The organism is Buttiauxella selenatireducens (assembly GCF_031432975.1).
In the GTDB taxonomy this organism is placed as follows: Bacteria; Pseudomonadota; Gammaproteobacteria; order Enterobacterales; family Enterobacteriaceae; genus Buttiauxella; species Buttiauxella selenatireducens.
Genome location: NZ_CP133838.1, coordinates 2,617,827 through 2,640,395 on the forward strand (window position 1 = coordinate 2,617,827; position 22,569 = coordinate 2,640,395).

Annotated in this window: 17 protein-coding genes; 7 read left to right on the forward strand and 10 right to left on the reverse strand. The window is 51.4% G+C overall.

Features of this window, described 5'->3' with window-relative positions; all coding sequences use genetic code 11:
- Window positions 1-6: 6 nt before the first annotated feature.
- The 4 genes from atzF to RHD99_RS12110 all read right to left on the reverse strand — a co-directional run bounded on the left by atzF (window position 7) and on the right by RHD99_RS12110 (window position 4,120).
- Complete coding sequence (atzF, locus tag RHD99_RS12095; protein ID WP_309874076.1) at window positions 7-1,803, reverse strand: allophanate hydrolase; 1,797 nt, start codon at window positions 1,801-1,803, stop codon at window positions 7-9.
- A 223-nt stretch (window positions 1,804-2,026) separates the two neighbouring features.
- Complete coding sequence (arsC, locus tag RHD99_RS12100; protein ID WP_309874077.1) at window positions 2,027-2,452, reverse strand: glutaredoxin-dependent arsenate reductase; 426 nt, start codon at window positions 2,450-2,452, stop codon at window positions 2,027-2,029.
- Window positions 2,453-2,464: 12 nt separating this feature from the next.
- Entirely contained in the window at window positions 2,465-3,754 is a 1,290-nt protein-coding gene (locus RHD99_RS12105; RefSeq protein ID WP_309874079.1) for an arsenic transporter, read from the reverse strand.
- 45 nt (window positions 3,755-3,799) lie between these two features.
- A complete protein-coding gene (locus RHD99_RS12110) occupies window positions 3,800-4,120 on the reverse strand; it encodes a transcriptional regulator (protein ID WP_309874081.1) in 321 nt (106 codons plus the stop codon).
- A 165-nt stretch (window positions 4,121-4,285) separates the two neighbouring features.
- On the opposite strand from RHD99_RS12110, the gene RHD99_RS12115 reads away from it, so the two are divergent.
- Window positions 4,286-5,203 (forward strand): M14 family metallopeptidase, encoded by a 918-nt coding sequence (locus RHD99_RS12115; RefSeq protein WP_309874083.1) that lies wholly within the window; start codon window positions 4,286-4,288, stop codon window positions 5,201-5,203.
- Between the two features lie 375 nt (window positions 5,204-5,578).
- Here RHD99_RS12115 and RHD99_RS12120 read toward each other — a convergent pair whose 3' ends face one another.
- Both RHD99_RS12120 and RHD99_RS12125 read right to left on the reverse strand, forming a co-directional pair.
- Entirely contained in the window at window positions 5,579-6,367 is a 789-nt protein-coding gene (locus RHD99_RS12120) for a phosphotransferase family protein (protein ID WP_309874084.1), read from the reverse strand.
- Window positions 6,368-6,519: 152 nt separating this feature from the next.
- Entirely contained in the window at window positions 6,520-9,507 is a 2,988-nt protein-coding gene (locus RHD99_RS12125; protein WP_309874085.1) for an autotransporter family protein, read from the reverse strand.
- Between the two features lie 105 nt (window positions 9,508-9,612).
- Between RHD99_RS12125 and RHD99_RS12130 the strand changes: the two genes are divergently transcribed.
- Complete coding sequence (locus tag RHD99_RS12130; protein ID WP_309874087.1) at window positions 9,613-10,311, forward strand: RluA family pseudouridine synthase; 699 nt, start codon at window positions 9,613-9,615, stop codon at window positions 10,309-10,311.
- Between the two features lie 48 nt (window positions 10,312-10,359).
- Here RHD99_RS12130 and RHD99_RS12135 read toward each other — a convergent pair whose 3' ends face one another.
- From RHD99_RS12135 to RHD99_RS12145, 3 genes are all read right to left on the reverse strand, one after another.
- Window positions 10,360-10,593, reverse strand: a complete 234-nt coding sequence (locus tag RHD99_RS12135) for a DUF2526 family protein (RefSeq protein WP_309874089.1) — start codon at window positions 10,591-10,593, stop codon at window positions 10,360-10,362.
- Window positions 10,594-10,644: 51 nt separating this feature from the next.
- Window positions 10,645-11,409, reverse strand: coding sequence for an alpha/beta fold hydrolase (locus RHD99_RS12140; RefSeq protein ID WP_309874091.1), 765 nt, complete (start codon window positions 11,407-11,409; stop codon window positions 10,645-10,647).
- Between the two features lie 113 nt (window positions 11,410-11,522).
- On the reverse strand, window positions 11,523-13,121 hold the full coding sequence (locus tag RHD99_RS12145; protein ID WP_309874094.1) for an ABC transporter substrate-binding protein: 1,599 nt from the start codon (window positions 13,119-13,121) through the stop codon (window positions 11,523-11,525).
- Window positions 13,122-13,403: 282 nt separating this feature from the next.
- On the opposite strand from RHD99_RS12145, the gene RHD99_RS12150 reads away from it, so the two are divergent.
- From RHD99_RS12150 to RHD99_RS12165, 4 genes are all read left to right on the forward strand, one after another.
- Entirely contained in the window at window positions 13,404-13,982 is a 579-nt protein-coding gene (locus tag RHD99_RS12150; RefSeq protein WP_309874095.1) for a serine acetyltransferase, read from the forward strand.
- Between the two features lie 164 nt (window positions 13,983-14,146).
- Window positions 14,147-15,472 (forward strand): SrfA family protein, encoded by a 1,326-nt coding sequence (locus RHD99_RS12155; protein ID WP_309874097.1) that lies wholly within the window; start codon window positions 14,147-14,149, stop codon window positions 15,470-15,472.
- A gap of 3 nt (window positions 15,473-15,475) precedes the next feature.
- Window positions 15,476-18,448 (forward strand): virulence factor SrfB, encoded by a 2,973-nt coding sequence (locus tag RHD99_RS12160; protein ID WP_309874099.1) that lies wholly within the window; start codon window positions 15,476-15,478, stop codon window positions 18,446-18,448.
- Window positions 18,445-20,580 carry a virulence factor SrfC family protein gene (locus tag RHD99_RS12165; RefSeq protein ID WP_309874100.1) on the forward strand — a complete coding sequence of 712 codons (2,136 nt, stop codon included), beginning with the start codon at window positions 18,445-18,447 and terminating at the stop codon, window positions 20,578-20,580. Before RHD99_RS12160 ends, RHD99_RS12165 begins: the two co-directional genes overlap by 4 nt.
- A gap of 53 nt (window positions 20,581-20,633) precedes the next feature.
- On the opposite strand, the gene RHD99_RS12170 is transcribed toward RHD99_RS12165, so the two are convergent.
- A complete protein-coding gene (locus tag RHD99_RS12170) occupies window positions 20,634-20,918 on the reverse strand; it encodes a putative quinol monooxygenase (RefSeq protein WP_309874101.1) in 285 nt (94 codons plus the stop codon).
- Between the two features lie 153 nt (window positions 20,919-21,071).
- Between RHD99_RS12170 and RHD99_RS12175 the strand changes: the two genes are divergently transcribed.
- Window positions 21,072-22,538, forward strand: coding sequence for an aldehyde dehydrogenase (locus RHD99_RS12175; RefSeq protein WP_309874102.1), 1,467 nt, complete (start codon window positions 21,072-21,074; stop codon window positions 22,536-22,538).
- Window positions 22,539-22,569: the final 31 nt, after the last annotated feature.

The following is a 22,569-nucleotide window of genomic DNA, read 5'->3' on the forward strand; positions in this document are numbered from 1 at the left end:
TCCTCCTCAGGCGCTGTGGTGACGGGCAAGCCAGGCTTTCCAGCCGCCCCACGCAGTGATATCCGTGGCATCCAGTAGTGCTTGTGGTTCGCAAATAAACCCCTTCACGCTCGCACCGTTTTCAAGCACCAACGTGCCGATCCCAAGCGGCGCGGGGATTTCCGCAACAAACTCACCAAACCGCGCCAGGGGGATATCCCACAGTTCAACCGCAATCGGCTGCCCTTCGGCGTGACGCACAAGGCCCGGCTTTGGTGGTTGGGTGTTGGCTAATGCATAAAGGCGGTAATGGTCAGCGGTGCGGGTTTCTTCGATAAACACCGCATTTCGCGTGGTGAGCTGGTGGTTAAGCGGCATTTCGCGCAGGTGCGCGCCTACGACCGCAACGCGAACGTGATTCGTTGAAGCTTTTGCGGTGTTGCTCGCAGAAAGGGTTTTGCCGGTCGCACCCAACTGTAGGTTCAGCGCCTGCTGCCAGCTTTTGCCGAAGTGGCTCAGCGCCTGGTCGTGCCATGCAGGGGCGATAAGCGTAATGCCAGCGGGCAGACCGTCATTACGGAAATCACCCGGTAACGCTAGCGCGCAGAGGTCGGCCAGATTAGTGAAGTTGGTGTAAGTGCCAAACTGCGAGTTATATCGCACGGGGTGCTGGGCCATCTCAGCCAGGGTATGTATCGTCGGTGAAGTCGGCACCAGGAGCGCATCGAACTCACGCAACTGGTCATTAATTTTTTGTGCCAGTTCAGCGCGAGTATATTCCGCCTGCCAGGCGTCACACGCCGTGTAGTTCAGGCCGTTTGCCACAATACCGCGCACGGTCGGGTCCATGGCTTCCGGCTGGTTTTTAAAAATATCCCCTATCGCCACGGTGCGCTCAGCCACCCAAGCGCCGTTATACAACTGCTCAGCGAGCTGGTTGAAGGCACTAAAATCAATCGATACCAGTTCCACACCTTGCTGTTGTAAACGTCCCAGCGTTTTGACGAATGCCACCTGACTTTGGCTATCACCAAAAAACTCAAGCGTATCGGGAACGGCAAATCGCGGTTTTTCGCTAAAACGCGCCGGAGCCGTCTGTGGGTTGGTGCGTGAATAGGGATCTTGGGGATCGTAACCACCCGCTACGGCCACAACGGTTTCCGCATCCTCAACGGTTAATGCGAATACCGATACGCAGTCATTCAGTCGGCAAGCGGGAACCACTCCCGTGGTGGAAATCCAGCCTTTGGTTGGTTTCAGGCCAACAAGATTGTTAAAACCCGCCGGTACGCGCCCGGAACCTGCGGTATCCGTTCCCAGCGAGAAACAAACCAGCCCACGAGCCACCACCGAGGCTGATCCCGAACTTGAGCCACCGCTAACATACTCAGGATTGAAGGTGTTTTTGACTGCGCCAAAGGGTGAGCGCGTGCCGACAAGCCCGGTGGCAAATTGATCGAGGTTAGTTTTCCCCACGACAATCGCCCCTGCGGCTTTCAGACGGGCAATGACGGTTGCGTCTTTACCCGGTTGATACGTAAATGCAGGACACCCCGCGCTGGTTGGCATTCCGGCAACATCAATATTGTCTTTCGCCGCAAAGGGAACACCTAATAAAGCAAAGTCGCTCGCTTGTTTTTCGCCTGAATTAATCGCCTGAAAAATTGTGGTTAATTGCGCATAGATTTCGTCATGCGATGCGATATAAATCCAGGCGTTATCGTCACGGGATAAATCTGCATCTAATTGCTGATATGCCGCCACAAGTTGTTGTGGTTGCTGGCGGTAATGGGTGACCCATTCAGACAAAGTTGATACTGGCATAAACTCGCATCCCATCTGGTATCCATGATGAGAGGGATAAAGCATTTACCGTGCCAGTTATTTAATTTATTGTTATTCCTAAAGATAATAGAAGATATAATATTTTCTTATCTTATTTCGCACTATTTAAGCGCGTAACCCCACTTTGTTTAATTATTATGGTGCAAGGGGGTATTCCCTAAAGAATTCCCCCTCTCTGAAACAGATTTATTTCCCAAAGCCGTTATTTAATTCGCTTCCCTGCTTCATCAATAACTTTTTCACCGTCTTCCTTCACGAATGCCCCTTTTTGTGGCTCCGGCAAGATATCCAGCACAATTTCTGAAGGGCGACACAAGCGGGTGCCCAGTGGTGTCACAACGATGGGACGATTAATCAGAATTGGGTGCTGAAGCATAAATTCAATCAGCTGCTCGTCAGTAAAATCCCCATCAGCAAGACCAAGCTGCTCGTAAGGTTCAACGTTCTTACGCAACAACGCCCGCACCGAAATCCCCATATCTGCAATCAGTTTGAGCAGTTCATCGTGAGACGGTGGAGTATCGAGATAATAAATAATGGTCGGTTCATTGCCGCTATTGTGAATCAACTCCAGCGTGTTACGTGACGTGCCGCAGGCTGGGTTGTGATAAATAGTTATGTTGCTCATATCAATATCTCATTACAAAGTGACAGAGAGCCGCAACGCCAGTGCGGCCAGAGTGACAAAAAGAACAGGCAGAGTCATGATCACGCCAGTGCGGAAATAATATCCCCAGGTGATTGTCATATTTTTCTGTGAAAGCACATGCAACCACAGTAATGTCGCCAGGCTACCAATTGGGGTTATTTTGGGACCTAAATCGCAGCCAATCACATTGGCGTAAATCATTGCCTCTCTGACAACGCCAGAAGCCGTACTCCCTTCAATCGACAATGCGCCAATCAGTACCGTAGGCATATTGTTCATGACAGACGACAGAAATGCTGTCAGGAAGCCGGTACCAAACGTCGCAGCCCATAATCCCTTATCTGCCAATTGGTTCAGTAGATGTGAAAGATATTCCGTGAGCCCTGCATTGCGCAGACCGTATACCACCAGATACATCCCAAGCGAAAAAATGACGATTTGCCATGGCGCACCGCGTAATACTTTCCCGGTATTAATAGCATGGCCCTTTTTCGCCACTGCAAAGAGTATAACTGCGCCAGCGGCAGCAATCGCACTGACGGGGATCCCCAGAGGCTCAAGGATGAAGAAACCGGCGAGAAGCAACAAAAGGACAATCCAGCCCGCCCTGAATGTTGCCGGATCTTTAATTGCACTGACCGGCGCTTTCAGCAGCGAAACGTCATATGTCGTCGGAATATCCCGACGAAAGAACAGATGCAGCATAGCCAGTGTTGCTGCAATAGCAGCAATATCGACGGGGATCATGACTGAAGCATAGTCAGTAAAACCAAGCTGGAAGAAGTCAGCGGAAACGATATTCACCAGGTTGGAAACGATAAGCGGCAGGCTGGCGGTATCGGCGATAAATCCTGCCGCCATGACAAAGGCAAGCGTAGTACCTTTGCTGAACCCCAGTGCGAGTAGCATGGCAATCACAATCGGCGTCAGGATCAGCGCGGCACCGTCGTTGGCAAATAGCGCAGCAACTGCGGCACCCAGCAACACAATCCAGGTAAACAGTAAGCGCCCTCGCCCGTTACCCCAGCGAGAAACATGCAGCGCGGCCCATTCAAAGAAACCTGACTCATCGAGCAGCAGGCTGATAATAATCACGGCGATAAATGTCGCTGTCGCGTTCCAGACTATGTTCCAGACAACCGGAATATCCTCGATGTGGATGACACCGAACCCCAGAGCCAGCACTGCGCCAATACTCGCGCTCCAGCCAATGCTAAGCCCCCTGGGCTGCCAGATGACCAGAATTAGCGTCAGTAAGAAAATACTCCCTGCCAATAACATCTCAGACTCCATTACATATGATTACGTGTATGTGTTTTGTTTAAACTAACATGACGTACAGGCTGATTGTGCCAGCCACCCGCGAACCTCTTCCCGCATACACAACCAGGCTGTAGTGATCGTTTCTGCAGCCCAGGCTGGCATGTACGGAGACAGACGATAGTGAATCCACTTCCCTTCCCGACGATCAAGAACCAGTCCTGCCTCGCGTAAAATAGCCATATGTCGGGATATTTTAGGCTGGGATTCTGAGGTGGCCCCACAGATATCACAGACGCATAGCTCTCCGGACTCTCTGAGAAGCATGATGATGGCCAGCCGTGTTTCATCCGACAGGATTTTGAAAAGTTGAACAGGTTGTAGCATTTGTCTCTCCGATGCACCTGGAATACACATATGATAAATCATATGTGTTAGATTTGAAATCATCGGATTTTTGAAGGGGGAAGTTGAACTTAGTATAATATTGTCTATCTGGGGACCAGGGCGCTTGCGCCCCTGAAATTAATTTTTTATTCCTTTGAGTGAAATATGACAACGAATCCGTTTTATCCAATAGGTACACCAGGGCAACCCTGGAGCGAACTTGAAAAGCAACAGTGGCGACAGAGTCAGACGCGTTACAGATTCTATAAGAACGATGTCTTAGACGTGCTCCATAAGCTTAAACACCGCTATGAGATCGTTCAGTATGGTGAATTGCGTTACGACGAAGATATTTACCCATTGATGGCGGTTAAATCACAAAACTGGGACGATAATCTGCCTGTCGCACTCATTAGCGGTGGTGTTCACGGTTACGAGACCAGCGGTGTTATGGGAGCACTGGGCTTTTTATCAGAATGTCAGAATGAGTATGCGGGTAAAGTCAATCTGCTGGTTGCCCCTTGTGTCAGCCCCTGGGCATATGAGCGTATTGCGCGGTGGAACTACAATGCTGTCGACCCTAACAGGCAATTTTACCCAGAAGGGAAAGCGGAAGAATCCCTGGCATTGATGGCGTACATCTCATCACTGAAAGCTCGGTTTATCGTGCACGTCGATTTACATGAAACGACGGATTCGGACGAAAATGAGTACCGCCCTGCTCTGGCCGCCCGAGACGGGATTGAGTTTGTACCAGGGACTATCCCTGATGGCTTTTACCTGGTCAGTGACGAGCAGAACTCAAGACTGGACTTCCAGCGTGCAATCATTTCCGCTGTTGAAGAAGTGACACATATTGCACCATCAGATGATGAAGGCTATATGTTTGGTTACCCGGTGGCGAGCCACGGTGTCGTTGAATATGACAATAACGCATACCATTTATGCGCGACGATGACTGACGCACCCTTTACGACGACAACAGAAGTTTATCCCGACAGCGCAGCAACCTCTCCTGAGGAATGTATCCGGGCGCAGATTGTTACTGTCCGTCGAGCGATTGAATTCGCTCTATCAAACTGATTCATTAGGCTGGGTGTATATCGCCCGGTCCGTTCTTTTCGTACGAATTCTTTTTCTTTTCCGTTTTCCTTTGATGAACACCCTATTACGTTTTGAATAACCGCTTTTGCACATGATTAGAGAATATATCCGGCCTGATTTAATTCTTGTACACATCTGCATGTGTATTTTAGTTGATCGGCGTTCACAAATTATTGGATCGTTTTCAGTAAACGCCTGAAATAGTATTAAGTTAAGTTCAAAGCGAAAATCTGACATTCTAACTGTCATGCTTTTAACGTCGATTTAGACCGCCTCAGTATCCAAAAGCGAAGCCTGCTTGCTTTTGGTACTCACCTGTCTCCCGAACACCTGTGCAACTTTGATGGAGTCAATTCAAAGCATTTTTACGGTGTTATCTAACCATTCAGGAAGATTTTCCCTGTACCAGTTGAGATATATCGGAAAGGCCGCTTTTTGTCGCTCATCAAGCAGCGTAATCACCTCAGTAACAATCCATGCTTTGGCAATGGCGATTTCTCTCGCTAAATCATTGAGCTTGTAGTGACAAGAGATTCGACAATAGCGTTCTGCAAGGTCGATAAATGTTTCCTTACTTCCCATTCCCTTTACGAGTGGGGCCAGGTCAATCGCTGGGCTCCCGGTTCCGAACCTTTCCCAGTCGAAAAGCACTAAATCGCCGTTATCTCTTTTTCCCCAGTTGCCAGCATTGCTATCGCCAGAAACCAGACATTGGTTATAAAACAGGACATGACTACAGCGTTGAAAGCGTCGTAACTGTTGCGCGGTTTTGTCCGGTAATGCCAAAAGAATGAGCGATTTTTCAAGCGCTGACTCTGCCCATGAATGAGGATGGTAACGCCATTCAAAATTTGCAGGATAATGATGTAAGCGCCCCAGCATCGCCAATATGGCGTCTCCTGCCACAGCATTCTGATCAACCGGATTGGGGATATACTCCAGTCTTAACTTGCGCAGGGTCGGATCGGCAGATATCAGCCGTGGAGTGGCGATCCCTTCCTGATTAAGCTCATCAGCAGTGTGTTGATAAAAAGCGAACTCAACGTCGCCGACAGGAAATTTGTCGATAACCCGATGACCCTCGTCATCAATATTAAGCGCCACTGTGGCTATGCCCATTTTGGATAATTCCCGAGTAGACATACAATATCCCTTTAGAATTAGCGTGTTGGTTTTTATTTCAATCTTAGAGTGTAGCGCTATTCGTCAGTCGGCCTAAAATTCGTTATCATCCGCTCCCACTGTTTAAGTACGCTACCTGGGGTTATTTAATTATTATGATGTAAGGGCTATATTTACCAGCCAATGCGAAGACCAATATTCCCCGAATAATCCCTTCGATGCTCACTATCCAGACTGCTGGTTTGGTTTACCGCCACATAAAGTGAACTGACTGGGTTTAACTGCGCGGATATTCCCGCCCCTACCTGAAGCGATTTGCTTCCGATGGTTGTGGAAATCGCATCATCGCCCAAATACAGTGCAGCGGTGTGATTCGCGCCTTGCCAGTAATTGACATTGATCCACGGCTTAATTTGCTGCGGAGGCTCCCCATAATGGCCTTGTAACCGTAGTCCCACGCGTCCGGTGTAAGTGGTTTCATTGTCGTAATGGATTGAGGAAATGGCATCGTGGTTATCATCAAGCGACAGGTTTTGCACAATAAATTGCGCCTGGGGTTCCAGGGATAAATTCTCCGTCAGCCACATTGGATAGCCGCTTTCAAGCGAGGCCGAGCGAAGCTTTCCGCCAATATCCGCATTGATGTTGCGCTCTGATTTCTGCGAACCGTTAAGCCAGGTGTGCATGAGTACGGTATCGAGATAGGCCTGGTTGCGCCAGATGTGCGTCCAGTACGCCCCCACACTATAACCATTAAGCGTCGTGGAACCCGCAGAGCGATTTTCCTCTCCTTCCGAAAAGCCACGCACATCCCCTTCAATTCGCGAATAGCCAAAAAATAGCCCTGCGTGGTTATCGTCGCTTATAAAAAAATCTTGTCCGAGCTGCACGCCACCGATATTCCCGTCAAAAGATGGGGAAACATCGCCGCCCCAGTGTTGGTTCGTGTGCTGCCCTAAAACCCGCCCCCAGCTCCCGCTGACATTCCCGTGGTTGGATAAAAATGACTGCTCGCCCTGCCGCTCATGAAAGGTGGCTATTTGTGCCAGACCCAGGTTAAACGCCAACGGCGTGAGCGCGGCGTACAGAGGCACTTCCTCGCGATACAGCGGAATGATTTTTGGCGTTACCGTGGGCGCAGAAGGCGATGCGGGAGATTGCGGCGCACCAGGAGGAACTACCGGCACAGCTGGGTTTTCAGGTGTAGTAGGCGGTACAGGTGTAGTAGGCGGTACAGGTGTAACGGGTGCTCCGGGGGTAACAGGCGGTTCGCCAGGATTTTCAGGGCCTGTCGGTGGCAAAACGATCAAGGAGTTGCGCAGGAACCAGTTATTTTCGCTGCCTGTTGCAATACCGCCGCGAAACAGCCGATATTCATATGCCCCCGCCGAGATTTGCCCGCCAGAAAGTGTAAAAGCGTTGACGGATGTCGTTGCCCCGTTTTGCGTATCAATCAGCAAAATACCGTTGGCAAGTGTCGCCGCACCAGACCCGTTGACATTGGTTATCTGTAATTGCGTGTTACCGCTAGCCTCGCCGCCGGAAATCGTGACTTTATCTGATGCTGACTCGTCATCACCCAGCACGGTTTGCAGGCGAATCACGCCGTTTTGCCCAATGTAATCGCCGTTGATCGTCAGGTGATTGCCGGTTGAAGTCCCCCCATTGGTCAAATCAATCACCCCGTTGTTAATGACGGTGATGCGGTTCCCCGCGATAGCCGGGCTGATTTGTGCATCGTTTTGCTCGCCTGCCAGCAAATGACTGCTGGCATCAATGGTCAGCGTGCCGCTTCCTGTGGTGCTATCACCCAAAACCAACGGCGTGTCGAGAGTTAGCGCAGAACTGTTACTTAAATTGACCGTTTCAAAATTGATTAAGCGACCCGGATTACTGGCCGTAGTGTTGTCGAGTTGCAGACTGTCGTCACCTGCTCCGCCGTCAATTAACCCATTATTACCCAAGGACGCCGCGTTCAAGTTACGCAAGATGGTGCTGTCATTTCCGGCATTCAACTGTACAGAACCTTGAATCACGCCGCTATCGTGCCAGATAAACTGGTCGTTACCTGCGGTAAATTGAACGGCAATACCGTTACCACCGTTAATATTGCCGCTGTTGTTGACCACATCGCCCGGTGAGGTGTTGTCAAACCAGATACCGTAATCACCGCTGCCGGACGTTAAGCTGCCGCTATTATTGACGGTCATCGGGCCAACATCGTTAGTAATAGCGCTTCTACCCGCCACAATAATGCCCTGGTTATTAACAGTGCCGCCTGCCGAGAGGTACGCACCGTAAGCACCTGTCGCATTAATGGTTCCCGTTAACGAATTGGTGAACACGCCAGGGCTGCCAAAATAAGCGCCGTTCGCGTTAGTGGACGCCGTGGTAATACTGCCATTATTGGTTGCAGAACCCACAGTTACAGCCCCAACATTATTGATTCCGTTAGCGCCCACTCCACTGGTAGTGATCGAGCCGTTATTAATAATCGTATTATTGCCGCCATTGCTTTCAAGGCCATGCGCGATAACACCGGAGGTGGTAATACTGCCGTTATTGGTCAACGAGTTCCCGCCACTTTGCACATAAATTCCATCAGCCCCATTACCAAGAGTAGTGATCGCCCCATCATTTATCAGCGTGTTATTGCTGGCAATATTTCCCGAGATGTTTGCCATTCCCGATGAGTTAATTCCGCTGGTATTAATGATGCCGGTTCCGCTATTCAACAGTTGGTTATCATTACCCTCCGAAAATAATGCTTCAGACTGCTCTCCAGAGGTGGAAATGAAGCCTGCATTTATTTGTTGATTACCATCACCTCGGGATGAAAGAGCATCGAAGGTATCACCGGAAATAGTAATGCTGCCGAGGTTTTGTATCGAACTGTCGGTATAGATAATAACGCCGTTATTCCCGCTAATATTCAGCATAGCGTTAGGATTAATCGTAACGGAAACCTGAGAACTGTTGGTTTGTGCAGCAATGGGTTGAGTGACTGGAATCGGGTCGGCGCTACATAGAGTCTGTTGGCCGCTGGCAGGAAAAGCATTATCGCAGACCGCCTGTACTTCCTTCGGCTTTAAAACCAGGAGAACGAGGCAAAACAACGCCATGTTAAATGAGCACTTCGCAATGGAAAATCGACATTTCATAAGCATCTCTTAAACCGACGTTGTATCCGAAGTGTAGTCGGTCATATTCGTCAGTCGGCCTAAAATTCGTTATCATCCGCTCCCATTCTGAATCCGGGTTGCCTGATGTCTTCGATTATCGATACCTTTATCGCCCCACCGTGCCGAGACCTGATCGAGATTCTTTATCAGGACGATCACCTGGTGCTTATTAATAAACCCGCCGGGTTGCTCAGCCTCTCGGGGAAAAACCCGCAAAACCTGGATTCGGTGCATCATCGGCTGGTGCAGATATTCCCCGGCTGCACCCTGGTCCACCGGCTTGATTTTGGCACTTCCGGGCTGATGGTGATTGCCCGTAATAAAGCGATCAATGCAGCCCTTTGCCAACAGTTCAGCCAGCGCGCAGTGACTAAAGTGTACAGCGCACTGCTCTGCGGACATCTTGACGACAACGAAGGGGTGATAGATGCAGCGATTGCCAAAGACCCGGCGCTGTTCCCGCTGATGTCGATTTGCGCAATCAACGGTAAGCCCGCTCGCTCCGGCTATCAGGTCGTTGAGCGCTTTTATCACGAGTTGGAAGATGGGACGTTACTGCCATTGACGCGGGTACAGCTCACTCCGGAAACCGGACGTACTCATCAACTCCGCATCCACTGTCAGCAGTTGGGCCACCCTATTTTGGGCTGCGATCTGTATGGCGGTCGTTTGTTGCCGGGAACCGAACAAACTCCACGGTTGATGCTGCACGCCAGTGAGCTGCACTTTGTGCATCCTGTTAGCGAAGAATGGGTCAAGGCGCGTAATACCAGCCCGTTTTGACTTGATAATGTTATTACGGTGCCGGGCGGAACCGCCCGACATTATTGCTTAAATGATTGTGCCGCCTTTGGTTAAATCATCACGGCGTTGCTCGGCTTCCGCTTTGTGATGATGACCTTTTTGCGCGATAGCGATGCGCAAACGTTGCTGCTGGGTGAAACGATCTTCGCGACTCAGTTCGGCATCGTCGCTCAATACAATCAGCAACTGATTCATATGCTCAATGACATTTTCGGTAATCGCCGCGTCTACGCGAGCGGTAACGTCTTCAAGATGCGCCATAATTTCCTCCTTACTTTTCGTATCGCTACCCTATCGTTTTCAGGCCAGGAATCAAACTTTCTCTTCATGCTTTTTACAAAAGGAATCTAAAGCATGTGCTAATGCTGAAGGGTTTTCCCACGACATGGAATGCCCGCAGTCTGGTAACACCGTGGTTTGGATGCCCAGGTTTTGAACTTGCGTGAAATCAGTATTGGGTAAGGATTGTTCACCAAATACAAGCGCTTTTGGTCTGCCCAATCGGGCAAAAATATCCAACCAATTATTCCCTTTTATCAGACTATCAGCCCCTCGCCATACTGCCCAGGGCGCGGCGATGGCTAAACTGCCCGCCCATGGCCCGCTTTCTGCGTTAACCATAGCGTGGTGAGTTGTTGAGAGGTAATCCGCCTCGCTAAAGCTGCAAATTTGTCTACTGAAGAACCCGCCGCCTGGGTGGAAATTAGGCTCCGAGACAATCAAACCGCATAAACCCTCACCCAGAAATTGTGAAGCCTCAATGCAAATACTGCCGCCCATGCTGTGACCATAGAGGAAATATTTTTCCAGATTCAAATGAGCGATGAGCTCTGCCACCACTTGCGCCTGCTCTTTAATCGAATAGCCAAAATCTTTAGGTTTTTCACTGTATCCGAAACCCAGTAGGTCAATAAGAATCGCCCTTCTGTCGGCAAAATTTTTATCCGTGACGACGCGTGGATACTCATAGGAAGAGGCGCAACCAATTCCATGCACAAAAACTAAGGGCGCTCCGGTTCCGGGCAAATCCAGCCAACGGACACGGCTGTGTGCCGTTTCAGAGAAAAAAGTTTCCATTTATCACTCCTTTGATATGGGAACGCAGGTCGGGTAAGCGTAGCGCCACCCGACAAGTTCGAGTCTATGGTGGATGGCACTATCGCCTATCCACCCTACAAAATCTTACTGCACTAATTCAATTTCGCTTTCGAGAAATCGCTACCGTTGGTACTTACCGTGTAACCCGTTACATTGCTGCGGGTCGCGTAGAAGGTTTTACCGTTCGCCAGTGGGATCCACGGTGCTTGCTCATAAAACACCTCTTGTGCCTGCTCGTATAGTTTGGCGCGAACCGCTGGGTCGCTGGTCAATTTCGCTTTCTGCGTCAGCGCATCGTACTGTTTATCGCACCAGCGCGCGGCGTTCGAACCGCTTTCTATACTGCCGCAACCGAGCAGTGTATCCGCGAAGTTATCCGGGTCACCGTTATCGCTCATCCAGCCAAACAGTGCGGAGGAGTGTTCGCCTTTACGCATGCCGGAGAGATACTCGCCCCACTCGAAGGTGACGATTTTCGCGTTCACACCGACTTTCGCCCAGTCATTCTGAATCATCTCAGCGATGCGGCGTGAGTTCGGGTTATAAGGACGTTGCACCGGCATTGACCATAAATCGGTTTCGAATCCCTTCTCAAAACCAGCTTGTTTCAACAACGCTTTGGCTTTCTCAGGATCGTAGCTGCGATCGCTCAAATCTTTATTAAAACCTAGCATTGCTGGCGGAATAGGAGATTTCGCCACGGTGCCGGAGCCCATAAACACCGCATTAATAATTGCCTGTTTATCAACGGCGTAATTCAGCGCCTGGCGCACCAGCACGTTATCAAACGGTTTTTTCGTGGTGTTAAACGCCAGGTAACCGACGTTCAGGCCGTCGACGGTATGCAGCTGGAGGTCTTTGTTGGCTTTGATGGCTTCAAACTGGACCGGCGCCGGAGCCGGGATAATCTGGCATTCGTTCTTCTGCAATTTCGCCATACGGGTCTGCACATTTGGCGTGATGGAGAAGATCAGATGTTTGGTTGGCACTTCGCCATTCCAGTAATTCGGGTTCGCCACGTAGCGAATCAACGAATCGACTTTGTATTCCTGCAACGCATACGGGCCGGTGCCGATAGGTGCGGTATCCACCTTCTCAGGCGTCCCCGCTTTTAGCATTGCGTCGGCATATTCCGCCGACAGAATCGAGGCAAAATCCATGCCCCAGTCGGCAAGGAATGCCGCATTAGGTTCGCTCAGCGTGAACTGGACGTGATTGTCATCGATTTTCTTCACCTCAGTGATGAGCTTATCGAAGCCCACATCATTGAAGTATTCGTAATTGGCTTTTGAGACATTGTGGTACGGGTTTTTAGGGTCTTTCTGGCGCATCACCGAGAAAACAACGTCGTCTGCGTTAAAGTCGCGCGTCGGCTTAAACGCTTTATTACTGTTGAATTTCAAACCCTTACGCAGGGTAAATGTATAGGTTTTGCCATCCTTACTGATGTCCCAGGCCGTTGCCAACGATGGCACCGGCACGTTATCGCTCGGGCGGAATTCTACCAGGCGGTTGTACAACGTTTGCGAGCTGGCAACAAACGTGGGGCCTGAACTGGCGATTTGCGGGTTAAAGGATTCCGGAGAGGCTTCTGAGCAGTAAACTAACGTGTTATTCGCGGCAGCGAAGGCGGTTGTTGCGGGTAATAGACTACTGAGCAACAGCGCGAGAAGTGTTTTCCCTGTCGACATATTTTTGCCTTTTGTTTGTACTTGCCAAATGAAACATCAATAACACCATAGCTTATCACCACTGACAAATAACAATCGGCTATCAGGTATTCAATATCAGTGAGATTTGTGTAATCTGACGCCATCTACAGCACGATATCTCGCCATCCACATTCACCATGACGCAACAACCCCAGAATCATCCTGTGCAAATACAGCAATGCACCACCTTTTAGCCTTTCGTCCTCACCTTACTCCTTGTGTTAAGATGACCAGATAATCATTTCCACGGAGGAATTAAACATGCAGGAGCAGTTTACAAAATACCAACAATTAAAACATTATCTTGCTGCTGATATTTTAAAGAATAAAAAGGCATTTTCGTGGCGACGCGTTATATTTCGATGTATTAAACAACCACAGCATCGATTTATTTTTTGGTGGCGGATAGCCAGTTTTCTCTACTCTACTGATAGCCACTACTGTAAAGCGCGTGCACGTAAAATGAACTACGGTTTAATCAGGAAATATAATATTGAGATCATGTTAGGGGCGCAGATCGGCGAAGGCGTTCGGCTTCCCCACCTCTCGGGCATCGTGATTAACCCGTGGTGCCATATCGGTAAAAACGTCAGAATAAGGCAAAACACCACCATTGGCATTAAAACCGATGAGGGGGTACGAAATATTGTCATTGGGAATAATGTTGATATAGGCGCTCATTGCTGCATTATTGGTAATGAAATCACTATTGGACACAATGTGGTTATTGGCGCGATGTCTTACGTTAATAAAAACTTGCCTGATAATACGATTTGTTATACTGAAAAAACCAATAAAGTCATTATCAACGATAATCACTTCGATCAAATGTCAGAGTGATCAATTCTTATTTAAATATTATATGGGACAGAAACCACCGTCTTCAATCGCCCGATAATTAGAAAAAACACCCGTCTCTTCCGCCGTTTAGTTACGCAAAATCTCAGTAAAGTGGCAAGCGTGAAGATGGCTCAAGTTGAGCTGAAAACAGCAGGATTGATGACGTGGCAAAAACATTATTGCGCAGCGGATGCCTTGATGACTTCCTTTCGCTTGGCGAAAACGGGCAGACGGTGTTCGACTCAGCACTACAAATTCGCGAAACGTTACGCTTACGCAAACAGCAGGCTGTGGTCGACAGTCTGGCGATACCTCAGCCAAATGATGAGGGTGACAGAGTCGACTGGTATGCGCCTTTCGAAGGCACCGTCATCAGTTGGGCGGCGGCCAGCGATGAACAACGCAAAAAAGCCCTGCGCTATCTTGATAACGCCCAGACCAACGTCGCGTCGTTAATTCAGCGCTGCCAGCAGGCTGAAAAAACCGCTATCCAACTGTTTGGTTCGTTACTCGCCAATGCGTTGCAGTTCCCTGGCAGTCAGCATGTGTATCTTGTTGACGGCAAACCGGTGCTCACGTTTTGGGGTTTTGTGAACCTCAATAGCGGCGCCCGTACTGATGCGCTGGATTGTTTGCGTATCAATGAAGAGCATGAACCGGTTATCGAGTTCCTGGCAGAACCGCCACCCGCCGCACCACCGGTCATCATACTCAGCGAACCGGATGAGCCGCTCTATAGCGTTGCGCCACCGGTTGTTGCAGCACCGGCAAATGAAACGCCGCAGGTGCAAGAGCCCGCTCCTGAAATCGTGCCTCACGTGCTGCCAGTTAAAAAATCCAGGCGTTGGCTGCTGCCCGTCGCCGCCATGATTGTTGCCTGCATCGCCGCCCCACTCACTTATTACCGGGTATCGGCATCGCACGCAGAACCTTTAGCTCAGGTTGCAGCCGACGTTAAACCACAGCCGATCGCTCCTGCTGTTATCCAGGCGGAACCCGTAAGCCAGGTTTCGACCCTGCCCGTTAGCCATGCAGCGGTAGTAGAAACACCGGTATCGCAGCCAGAACCCGTCGCGGTTGTCACCACGCCGCCTGTCGACATCCCTAAAGGCGCGATGATTTTACCTGCTGATGCACTGAAACTCGGCTCTACCAAATTCCTTAACGGCACCTGGCGTGTGGTCATCAACGTTAAAGACTCCATCACCGGCAAGCCGCCAACGCTGCGTTATCAAATTGCCAATAACAAAGGCACTGTGCGCCTGGTGCATGGCGACAGCATTGTGTGCAAAGCGGAGGTGTTTTCGGGATTGATGCAATCCGGCACGCTGATGATCAAAACCCGTGGCAATGCGCGCTGTAGCGATGGTTCGCGTTACCCGCTGCCTGAAATTTCCTGCAATGCGGGTGTCAGCGATGTGGCGGAGTGCACCGGGCGCTACGAGGGCGACACCGTGGTTCCTGTGACGTTTAAAAAAGTGAGTGATTAATCCATGTTTGCCACCCTGTATCCCTATAAACCGAGCGTGACGCTCATAAAAGACAGCGGCATTCAGTTTCTGGATTTCGGCCTTGCCCCACAACCAAACGCGCCGCACACCGGTCGCTTTGTGCGTAAAACGGCGAATGGCCCGCTGCTTCGTCTTGATTACGACGTGGTGCCTGGCAAATTTACCCTGCCTGGCAGCCTGGGTGCGGCGCCCGAAGTCGTCAAACCTGAAAGCACCATTACACTCGGCCATTCGCTGAAACTGCTGGATAAAACCTGGCTTCCGCTGCCTTTCCTGCGCTTTAACCCACCGCGTACTTTTGTGGGCGGCCCGGATAACTGGGCGCGAGTGCAAATTCGTTGTCTTGAAACGCCCGATTCCGCAGGCAACACCGTGCGCATTACTCTGGCGCTGGATACCAAAATTCTTGCCGACGACAACCCTGCCGCACATCTGGCGCCGACACAAAGCGATGTGCGTAACGGTGCTCGCTTTGCGCTGGCCTGGCAAAACGAAGAAATTAACGATTTTATCGACCAGACCTGGGTTGATGGCTGGCTGCGCGAAGTGTTCACGCAGTTCGCTTCACGCCATGAAACACGCAGCGAGCGTGAAATCAGTAACGCACTGAAAACCTTTGAGTATCAGGCGCACTATCTCAATATCATCGAGATGCTCGGCGCACAGCTTGCGGTGCCAGAGGTCAAAATAGTCACGGCGACATTGCAATCCCCCGCCATCCCCGTTGATTTAGTTTTGGACGTGGGCAACACCCACACCTGCGGCGTATTAATCGAAGATCATGGTGAAGCGAATGACGGCCTGCGCCAGACCGCCGAGCTGCAAATTCGCTCGCTGAGCGAACCGCAAACTATTAATGAAGCGATGTTCACCAGCCGCCTCGAGTTCTCAGAAGCCAAATTCGGCAAGCAGCACTTCTCGGTTGAAAGTGGCCGCGATGACGCGTTTGTCTGGCCGTCGATTGCGCGTGTCGGTGATGAAGCCCGTAGCATGGCTTCCGCCCGTTTAGGCACTGAGGGAGCCAGCGGTATTTCCAGCCCTCGCCGCTACTTGTGGGATGAAACCCCTGCCAACCAGGACTGGCGCTTTAGCCAGATGGGGGTAAAAACACAACGCGAACCGCTGGCAACCGCTTATCCATTGATGAACTTGATGAATGACGACGGGCAACCGCTTTATTCGCTGCCATTAGAAGAAAGGCTGCCGGTTTTTTCGCCGCAATACAGTCGCAGTTCGTTGATGACCTTGATGCTGTGCGAGCTGCTGGCGCAGGCACTGATGCAAATCAACAGCGTCGGCTCGCGTCAAAGCATGGGCCATATCAATGCACCACGTCAGTTGCGCACTCTTATCCTCACACTGCCTTCTGCGATGCCGAAACAAGAGCGTGAAATCTTCCGCCAGCGTATGCAGGAAGCGGTTGGTCTGGTGTGGAAAGCAATGGAATGGCACCCGACAGACGACGGTTTTAGCAACGATCGAGATTTCCAGAAAAGCGTGGTTCCAGTACCCGATGTGCAGATGGAATGGGACGAAGCGACCTGTGGGCAACTGGTGTGGCTGTATAACGAAGCGCTGGTTAACTATGCCGGACAGAGCGGTAACTTCTTCAAAAGCCTCGCCCGTCCTGACCGCAAATTAGCCGCCGATGAGCTACCGGGGAAAACCTTGCGTGTCGCCTCGATTGATATTGGCGGGGGCACAACGGATATGGCCATCACGCAATATCATCTTGATGACGGCGTCGGCAGCAATGTGAAAATCACCCCGCGCTTACTGTTCCGCGAAGGCTTTAAAGTCGCGGGTGACGACATTCTGCTGGATGTTATCCAGCGTTGCGTGCTCCCCGCGCTACAGGCGCAAATCCATCAGGCGGGTGTTGCGGACAGCACAGGATTAATGACCACGCTGTTTGGTGAGTCCGGGCGCATGGATACCCGTGGCACGCTGCGCCAGCAAACCGCGTTGCAACTGTTTATCCCCCTCGGCCATGCGGTGTTGTCGTGTTGGGAAAATAGCGATCCTGATGACCGCCACGCCATGCTGGAAGCGACCTTTGGCGAGCTGTTAACTCAGCGCCCAACGGATAACGTGATTAACTATGTGCAACAGGCTGTGCAGCATGCGCTGCCTGCCGACGCGCCCGCGTTTGATTTATTCAGCGTACCGCTACATGTTGATTTGGCTGATTTGCAAGACGCGCTGCTCGCCGGACACTTTACGCTAACCGCACCGCTGCAAGCGCTGTGTGAAGTGATCAACCACTACTGCTGCGATGTGTTGTTGGTCACGGGGCGACCAGGCTGTTTGCCCGGCGTTCAGGCGCTATTGCGCTACCAACAACCGGTGCCGGTAAACCGCATCGTCTGGCTGGATAACTATCAGACTCATGAATGGTATCCGTTTAGCCAACAAGGCCGCATCGGCAACCCGAAATCCACGGCGGCCGTGGGGGCGATGCTGTGCAGCCTGGCAATGGATTTACGTCTGCCTGGCTTTAACTTTAAAGCGTCTGATATTCAGGCTTACTCCACGGTGCGCTATCTGGGGATGCTGGATGGCAACAATACGCTGGTTGAAAAAAACATTTGGTATCGCGATATCGATCTCGACGATCCTAAATCTACGCTGGATACGCGCCTGCATTTCCCACTGCGCGGCAATGCATGTCTGGGATTCCGCCAGCTCGATGATGCGCGTTGGCCCGCCACGCCGTTGTACACCCTCGCGATAAACTCGCCGCAGTTGGCAAAAGCCATCGCTGGCGAAGGCGTGCTGAATGTGCGTTTACAGCAGACCCGTGAAGCTGACGCCTTTGTGCTGGCCGAAGCGTGGTTGCAGGATGGCAGCAAAGTGCCGCTCAACCAATTAAGTTTTAAATTGAATACGCTGGCTGGAAGCTATAGCGGTGCCAGCCATTACTGGATTGACAGCGGGAGCGTGTATCAAAAATGAATTCAACAACCTCAACGCTGCAACAGTTAGAAGATTGGGTTCAGCAGACTCGTCTGTCGGTTCCGTTAGTGGATAACGAAGCCGATGGGCTATTGCAAAAATTGGCCGCTATTCAACAACGCCAGCATCAGATTGACCTACAGGCGGAGCAACCACTAACAATTGGGTTGTATGGTCACTCGGTGGCGGGTAAACATCACCTGCTTACCACGCTGCTGGGCGATAACCACGAACGCATTGAGATTTTGCTCGGCGGGAAAGTGCTGGATTACCTGACGCACATCAACCCCGGCCACGCTCCTGACGTTGCGGTGCGTTTTACCTGTCGCGAGTTACCGGTTGCAGAACACTATCCCTTACTGTTGACGCTGTATAACGCCTGCGAACTTGCCCAGCGCATGATTCGCCAGTATCACGCCACGTCATCTGCACGTTTTGCGCAGCCGGAAGTTATCGCCGCAAAACTTAAAGAGTTACAGGTCAAACGCCTGGCACAACCGACACCAGGGATAACGCAGCATCAGCTTTCTGACATCGCCCAGACTTATCATGAAGCCGTGCGCCGTCAGTACCATCTGGATAATGCGCTATGGCAGCAAATGGCGGAACTGCTGCCATGGTTGAGCAGCGCTGACCAGGCTTCGTTGCTGGCACCGCTTTGGGGCGACAACGCGACACAAACCGCGCGTTGGCAGCAGCTTGTCGACATGCTCAATCATCTGGGCTGCGCCCGCAAGATTTTGGCCCCGGCTAATTTGCTGGTCGATACCTTCTTGCTGCCTGTTGAAGGTTTTTTGTTCCCGGCAACGCCGGACATGCAGGAAATCAGTGCCGACGTACTGGTCTGCCCGCTGGTCAATCACGAAATTGGTACCCAGGTGAGCCTCGCACAGCATGATTTGCAGCAACTCTGCGCGGAAATCACCCTGACGCTTAACCAACCGCCGAAGCTTGCGCAGGTCGAAGTCGTGGATATTCCGCTTGAGCAACTCGACAATTACGGCAACGCTCTCCAGCCCGATAAATTAGTGGTGTGTAATGCCGCCTCCGTTCGACGAGAAGTGAACGCTGCCGGTAAAATGCTGGCACGTTGGGTGGATAAAACCCAAGCCAGCCACGCGACGACGCCCGGCTTAATTTGGGCAATTACACCGCGTGATGCCCGTTTTAGCGGAGCTAATCTGGATGAAGGTGTGCAACGTGTTATCGGCCTGCCGGGGAAACGCTGGGGCACGCTACAAGCGCTGGACAGCCGCAATATGCACCGTTTGCTGGAGTGGCTTACGGACGCGCTGATCCCCGCGCAACGTACCCGTCGTATTGAGATGTTACATACCGCGCTTAACACGCAAATCAACGATCTGTTCGCTCATCTTATCGAAGGCGAAGACCTGACGCCGGAGCGCGCACGTTCGCAGGCAGAAGATCTGGTGCGTACTCTGCAATCCCGCGCCGCCATTCATGGCGAACTGCTCGCCAGCCTGTTGCCTGAGCGCCAGGTACTGCAACAATGCTGGTTGAACCATCAGCAATTACGCAAACAACAACCCGCCGAGTTTAGCCTCGATATAGACCTGTTCGCCGACGAAGAGAGCCATACTGCTCAAATCAGCGATGTCAGTAACTTCGCCAATACGGTGCATGTGTTGTGGATTAATCATTTACGGCAGTTGGCAACACGTCGGGAAATCGCCCATCTTTCTGGCATCGACAATACTCAACTCCAGGCACTGTGCCAGTTGCTGATTGTCGCCAGTTATCGACTGAAATTATCTCAGCAACTCGACACGGCGTTGCGTCAGGGAGATGGCAGCATGGCGCAGGAAATTACCTGCGCCTGCGCGGTGCTGGGTGATTTTGTCAGTTGGTTAGGTTACGCACATATCGAACCAACGTTACGTCCCGCAAGCCGCGTCAATAAAGGCTCCCCGGTATTTACCCCGCAAGTCCAGGCCAGCGCCACAACACGGCTGGTTCGGTTAGGCGACCAACCTGCTCGCGGCAATACGCTGTATGTCTACGACTGGCTGGTTGCACTGTATACCCGCGCGCTTGAGAACATCGGTTATCGCCACCCGCAGGATGTTAGTGATGCTCAGAAAGCGCAGTTAGTTGCGCTACTTGGGGAGTAATCTGGCAGATGAGATTCTGGGTGAGTGAGTTATTCTCACCCAGATGACGGAGTTCAAAAAGCGGTCATCAGAATGTACGTTGCTTCCTTTCTCGTGTGTTGATCAATCAACGGGACCAACCGTCTGAAATGCTCACTGGCGCAATGCGCATCCAGCGCCGCACGATCAAACCATTCCTCTATAAAAATGAAATGGCCTGGGTCCTTCTCATCAATAAACAAATCATAGGCAATACAAAGAGGCTCTTGTTTAGTGGCTTCAACCAGCTCCCGGTACAAAGGGATGACAATTTCAACGTCCTCGGGCTTTATAAAATCTTCGGCGATGACTTTTAACATTTTGTCCTCGAATCTATTCGCTAACGTATCACTATATGGGGTTTGAGAGCTTGCGGGGTAAAAATATCAGCGCGGGTAAATCACTGGGAAAACAACCTTATTCTGGCTACACTGGATGGCACCTTAACATTTCAATAACAAAAGAGGTGTCAGATGCCGAACTTATCCCCTGTCTCTATTTCTATGCTCATCAATGGATTACCTGTTGGGGCACAGAACCAGGCCACGTTTGAACGCCGTAATCCCCTCGATGAACAAGTCGCCACTGTCGCCCCCGCCGCGACGGTCAACGATGCACGCGCTGCGGTGGAAGCCGCAAACCAGGCCTTCGCCAGTTGGTCGCAAACCGGGCCGAATCAACGCCGCGCTTTGCTTCTGAAAGCGGCGGATGCGCTGGAAGCGAAACAAACCGCGTTTATCACCGCGATGGCTTCAGAAACCGGAGCAACGGCACAATGGGCTGAATTTAACGTACATCTGGGGGCCGGACTGCTGCGTGAAGCTGCAGCACTCACCACGCAAATTAACGGCGACGTGATCCCTTCCGATGTGCCTGGCAACCTGGCCATGGCAATCCGCCAGCCTGCAGGTGTGGTTCTGGGAATGGCACCGTGGAATGCGCCCGTCATCCTCGGCGTGCGGGCGATTGCGACCCCACTCGCGTGTGGTAACTGCGTAGTGCTCAAAGGCTCAGAAATTTCGCCCGCCACTCACGGTTTAATTATCGATGCACTCAATGAAGCCGGGTTCCCCGCTGGGGTAGTCAACTTTGTGACAAATGCGCCACAAGATGCCGCAAGTGTCGTCGAGGCGATGATTGCCCATTCGGCGGTGCGGCGTGTGAATTTCACCGGCTCGACGCACGTCGGGCGGATCATCGCCCAAACGTGTGCACGCTACCTGAAACCGGTGGTTTTGGAATTGGGTGGCAAAGCTCCGTTGCTGGTGCTGCACGACGCCGATATTGAGCTGGCAGTGAATTGCGCGGCCTTCGGGGCTTTTGCCAACTCGGGGCAAATCTGCATGTCGACTGAGCGTATTATTGTTGATGAGCGGATCGCCGATGATTTTGTCGCGAAGTTTGCTGCTAAAGCCGCGAGTTTGCCATGTGGCGACCCGCGTCACGGCCCGACCGTTTTGGGCTCGGTAGTGGATGTGCAGACGGTTTCACGTTGCAATGATTTGATCGATGACGCGCTGGGAAAAGGGGCAAAACTGGTTGCGGGTGGCAAAGCGGATTCAACATTAATGCCCGCCACGGTTCTGGATTTTGTCACCTCAGACATGCGCATCTATCACGAAGAATCCTTTGGCCCGGTTAAAGGGATTATCCGCGCCAAAAACGACGAGGAAGCGCTGGCTATCGCCAATGATAACGACCTCGGGCTTTCAGCCGCCGTATTCAGCCGCGATACTGCGCGGGCATGGAATATTGCCAGCCGTATTCAAAGTGGAATTTGCCACATCAATAGCCCAACCGTACACGATGAAGCACAAATGCCGTTTGGCGGCGTCAAAGAGTCTGGTTACGGGCGTTTTGGCGGGCTTGCGGGCGTCAACGAATTTATTGAGTTACGCTGGATAACCCTGCAAATGCAGCCGCGTCCGTTGCCGTTCTGACAGCCGTGTAAACGTACGCCAGGCTGGCGTA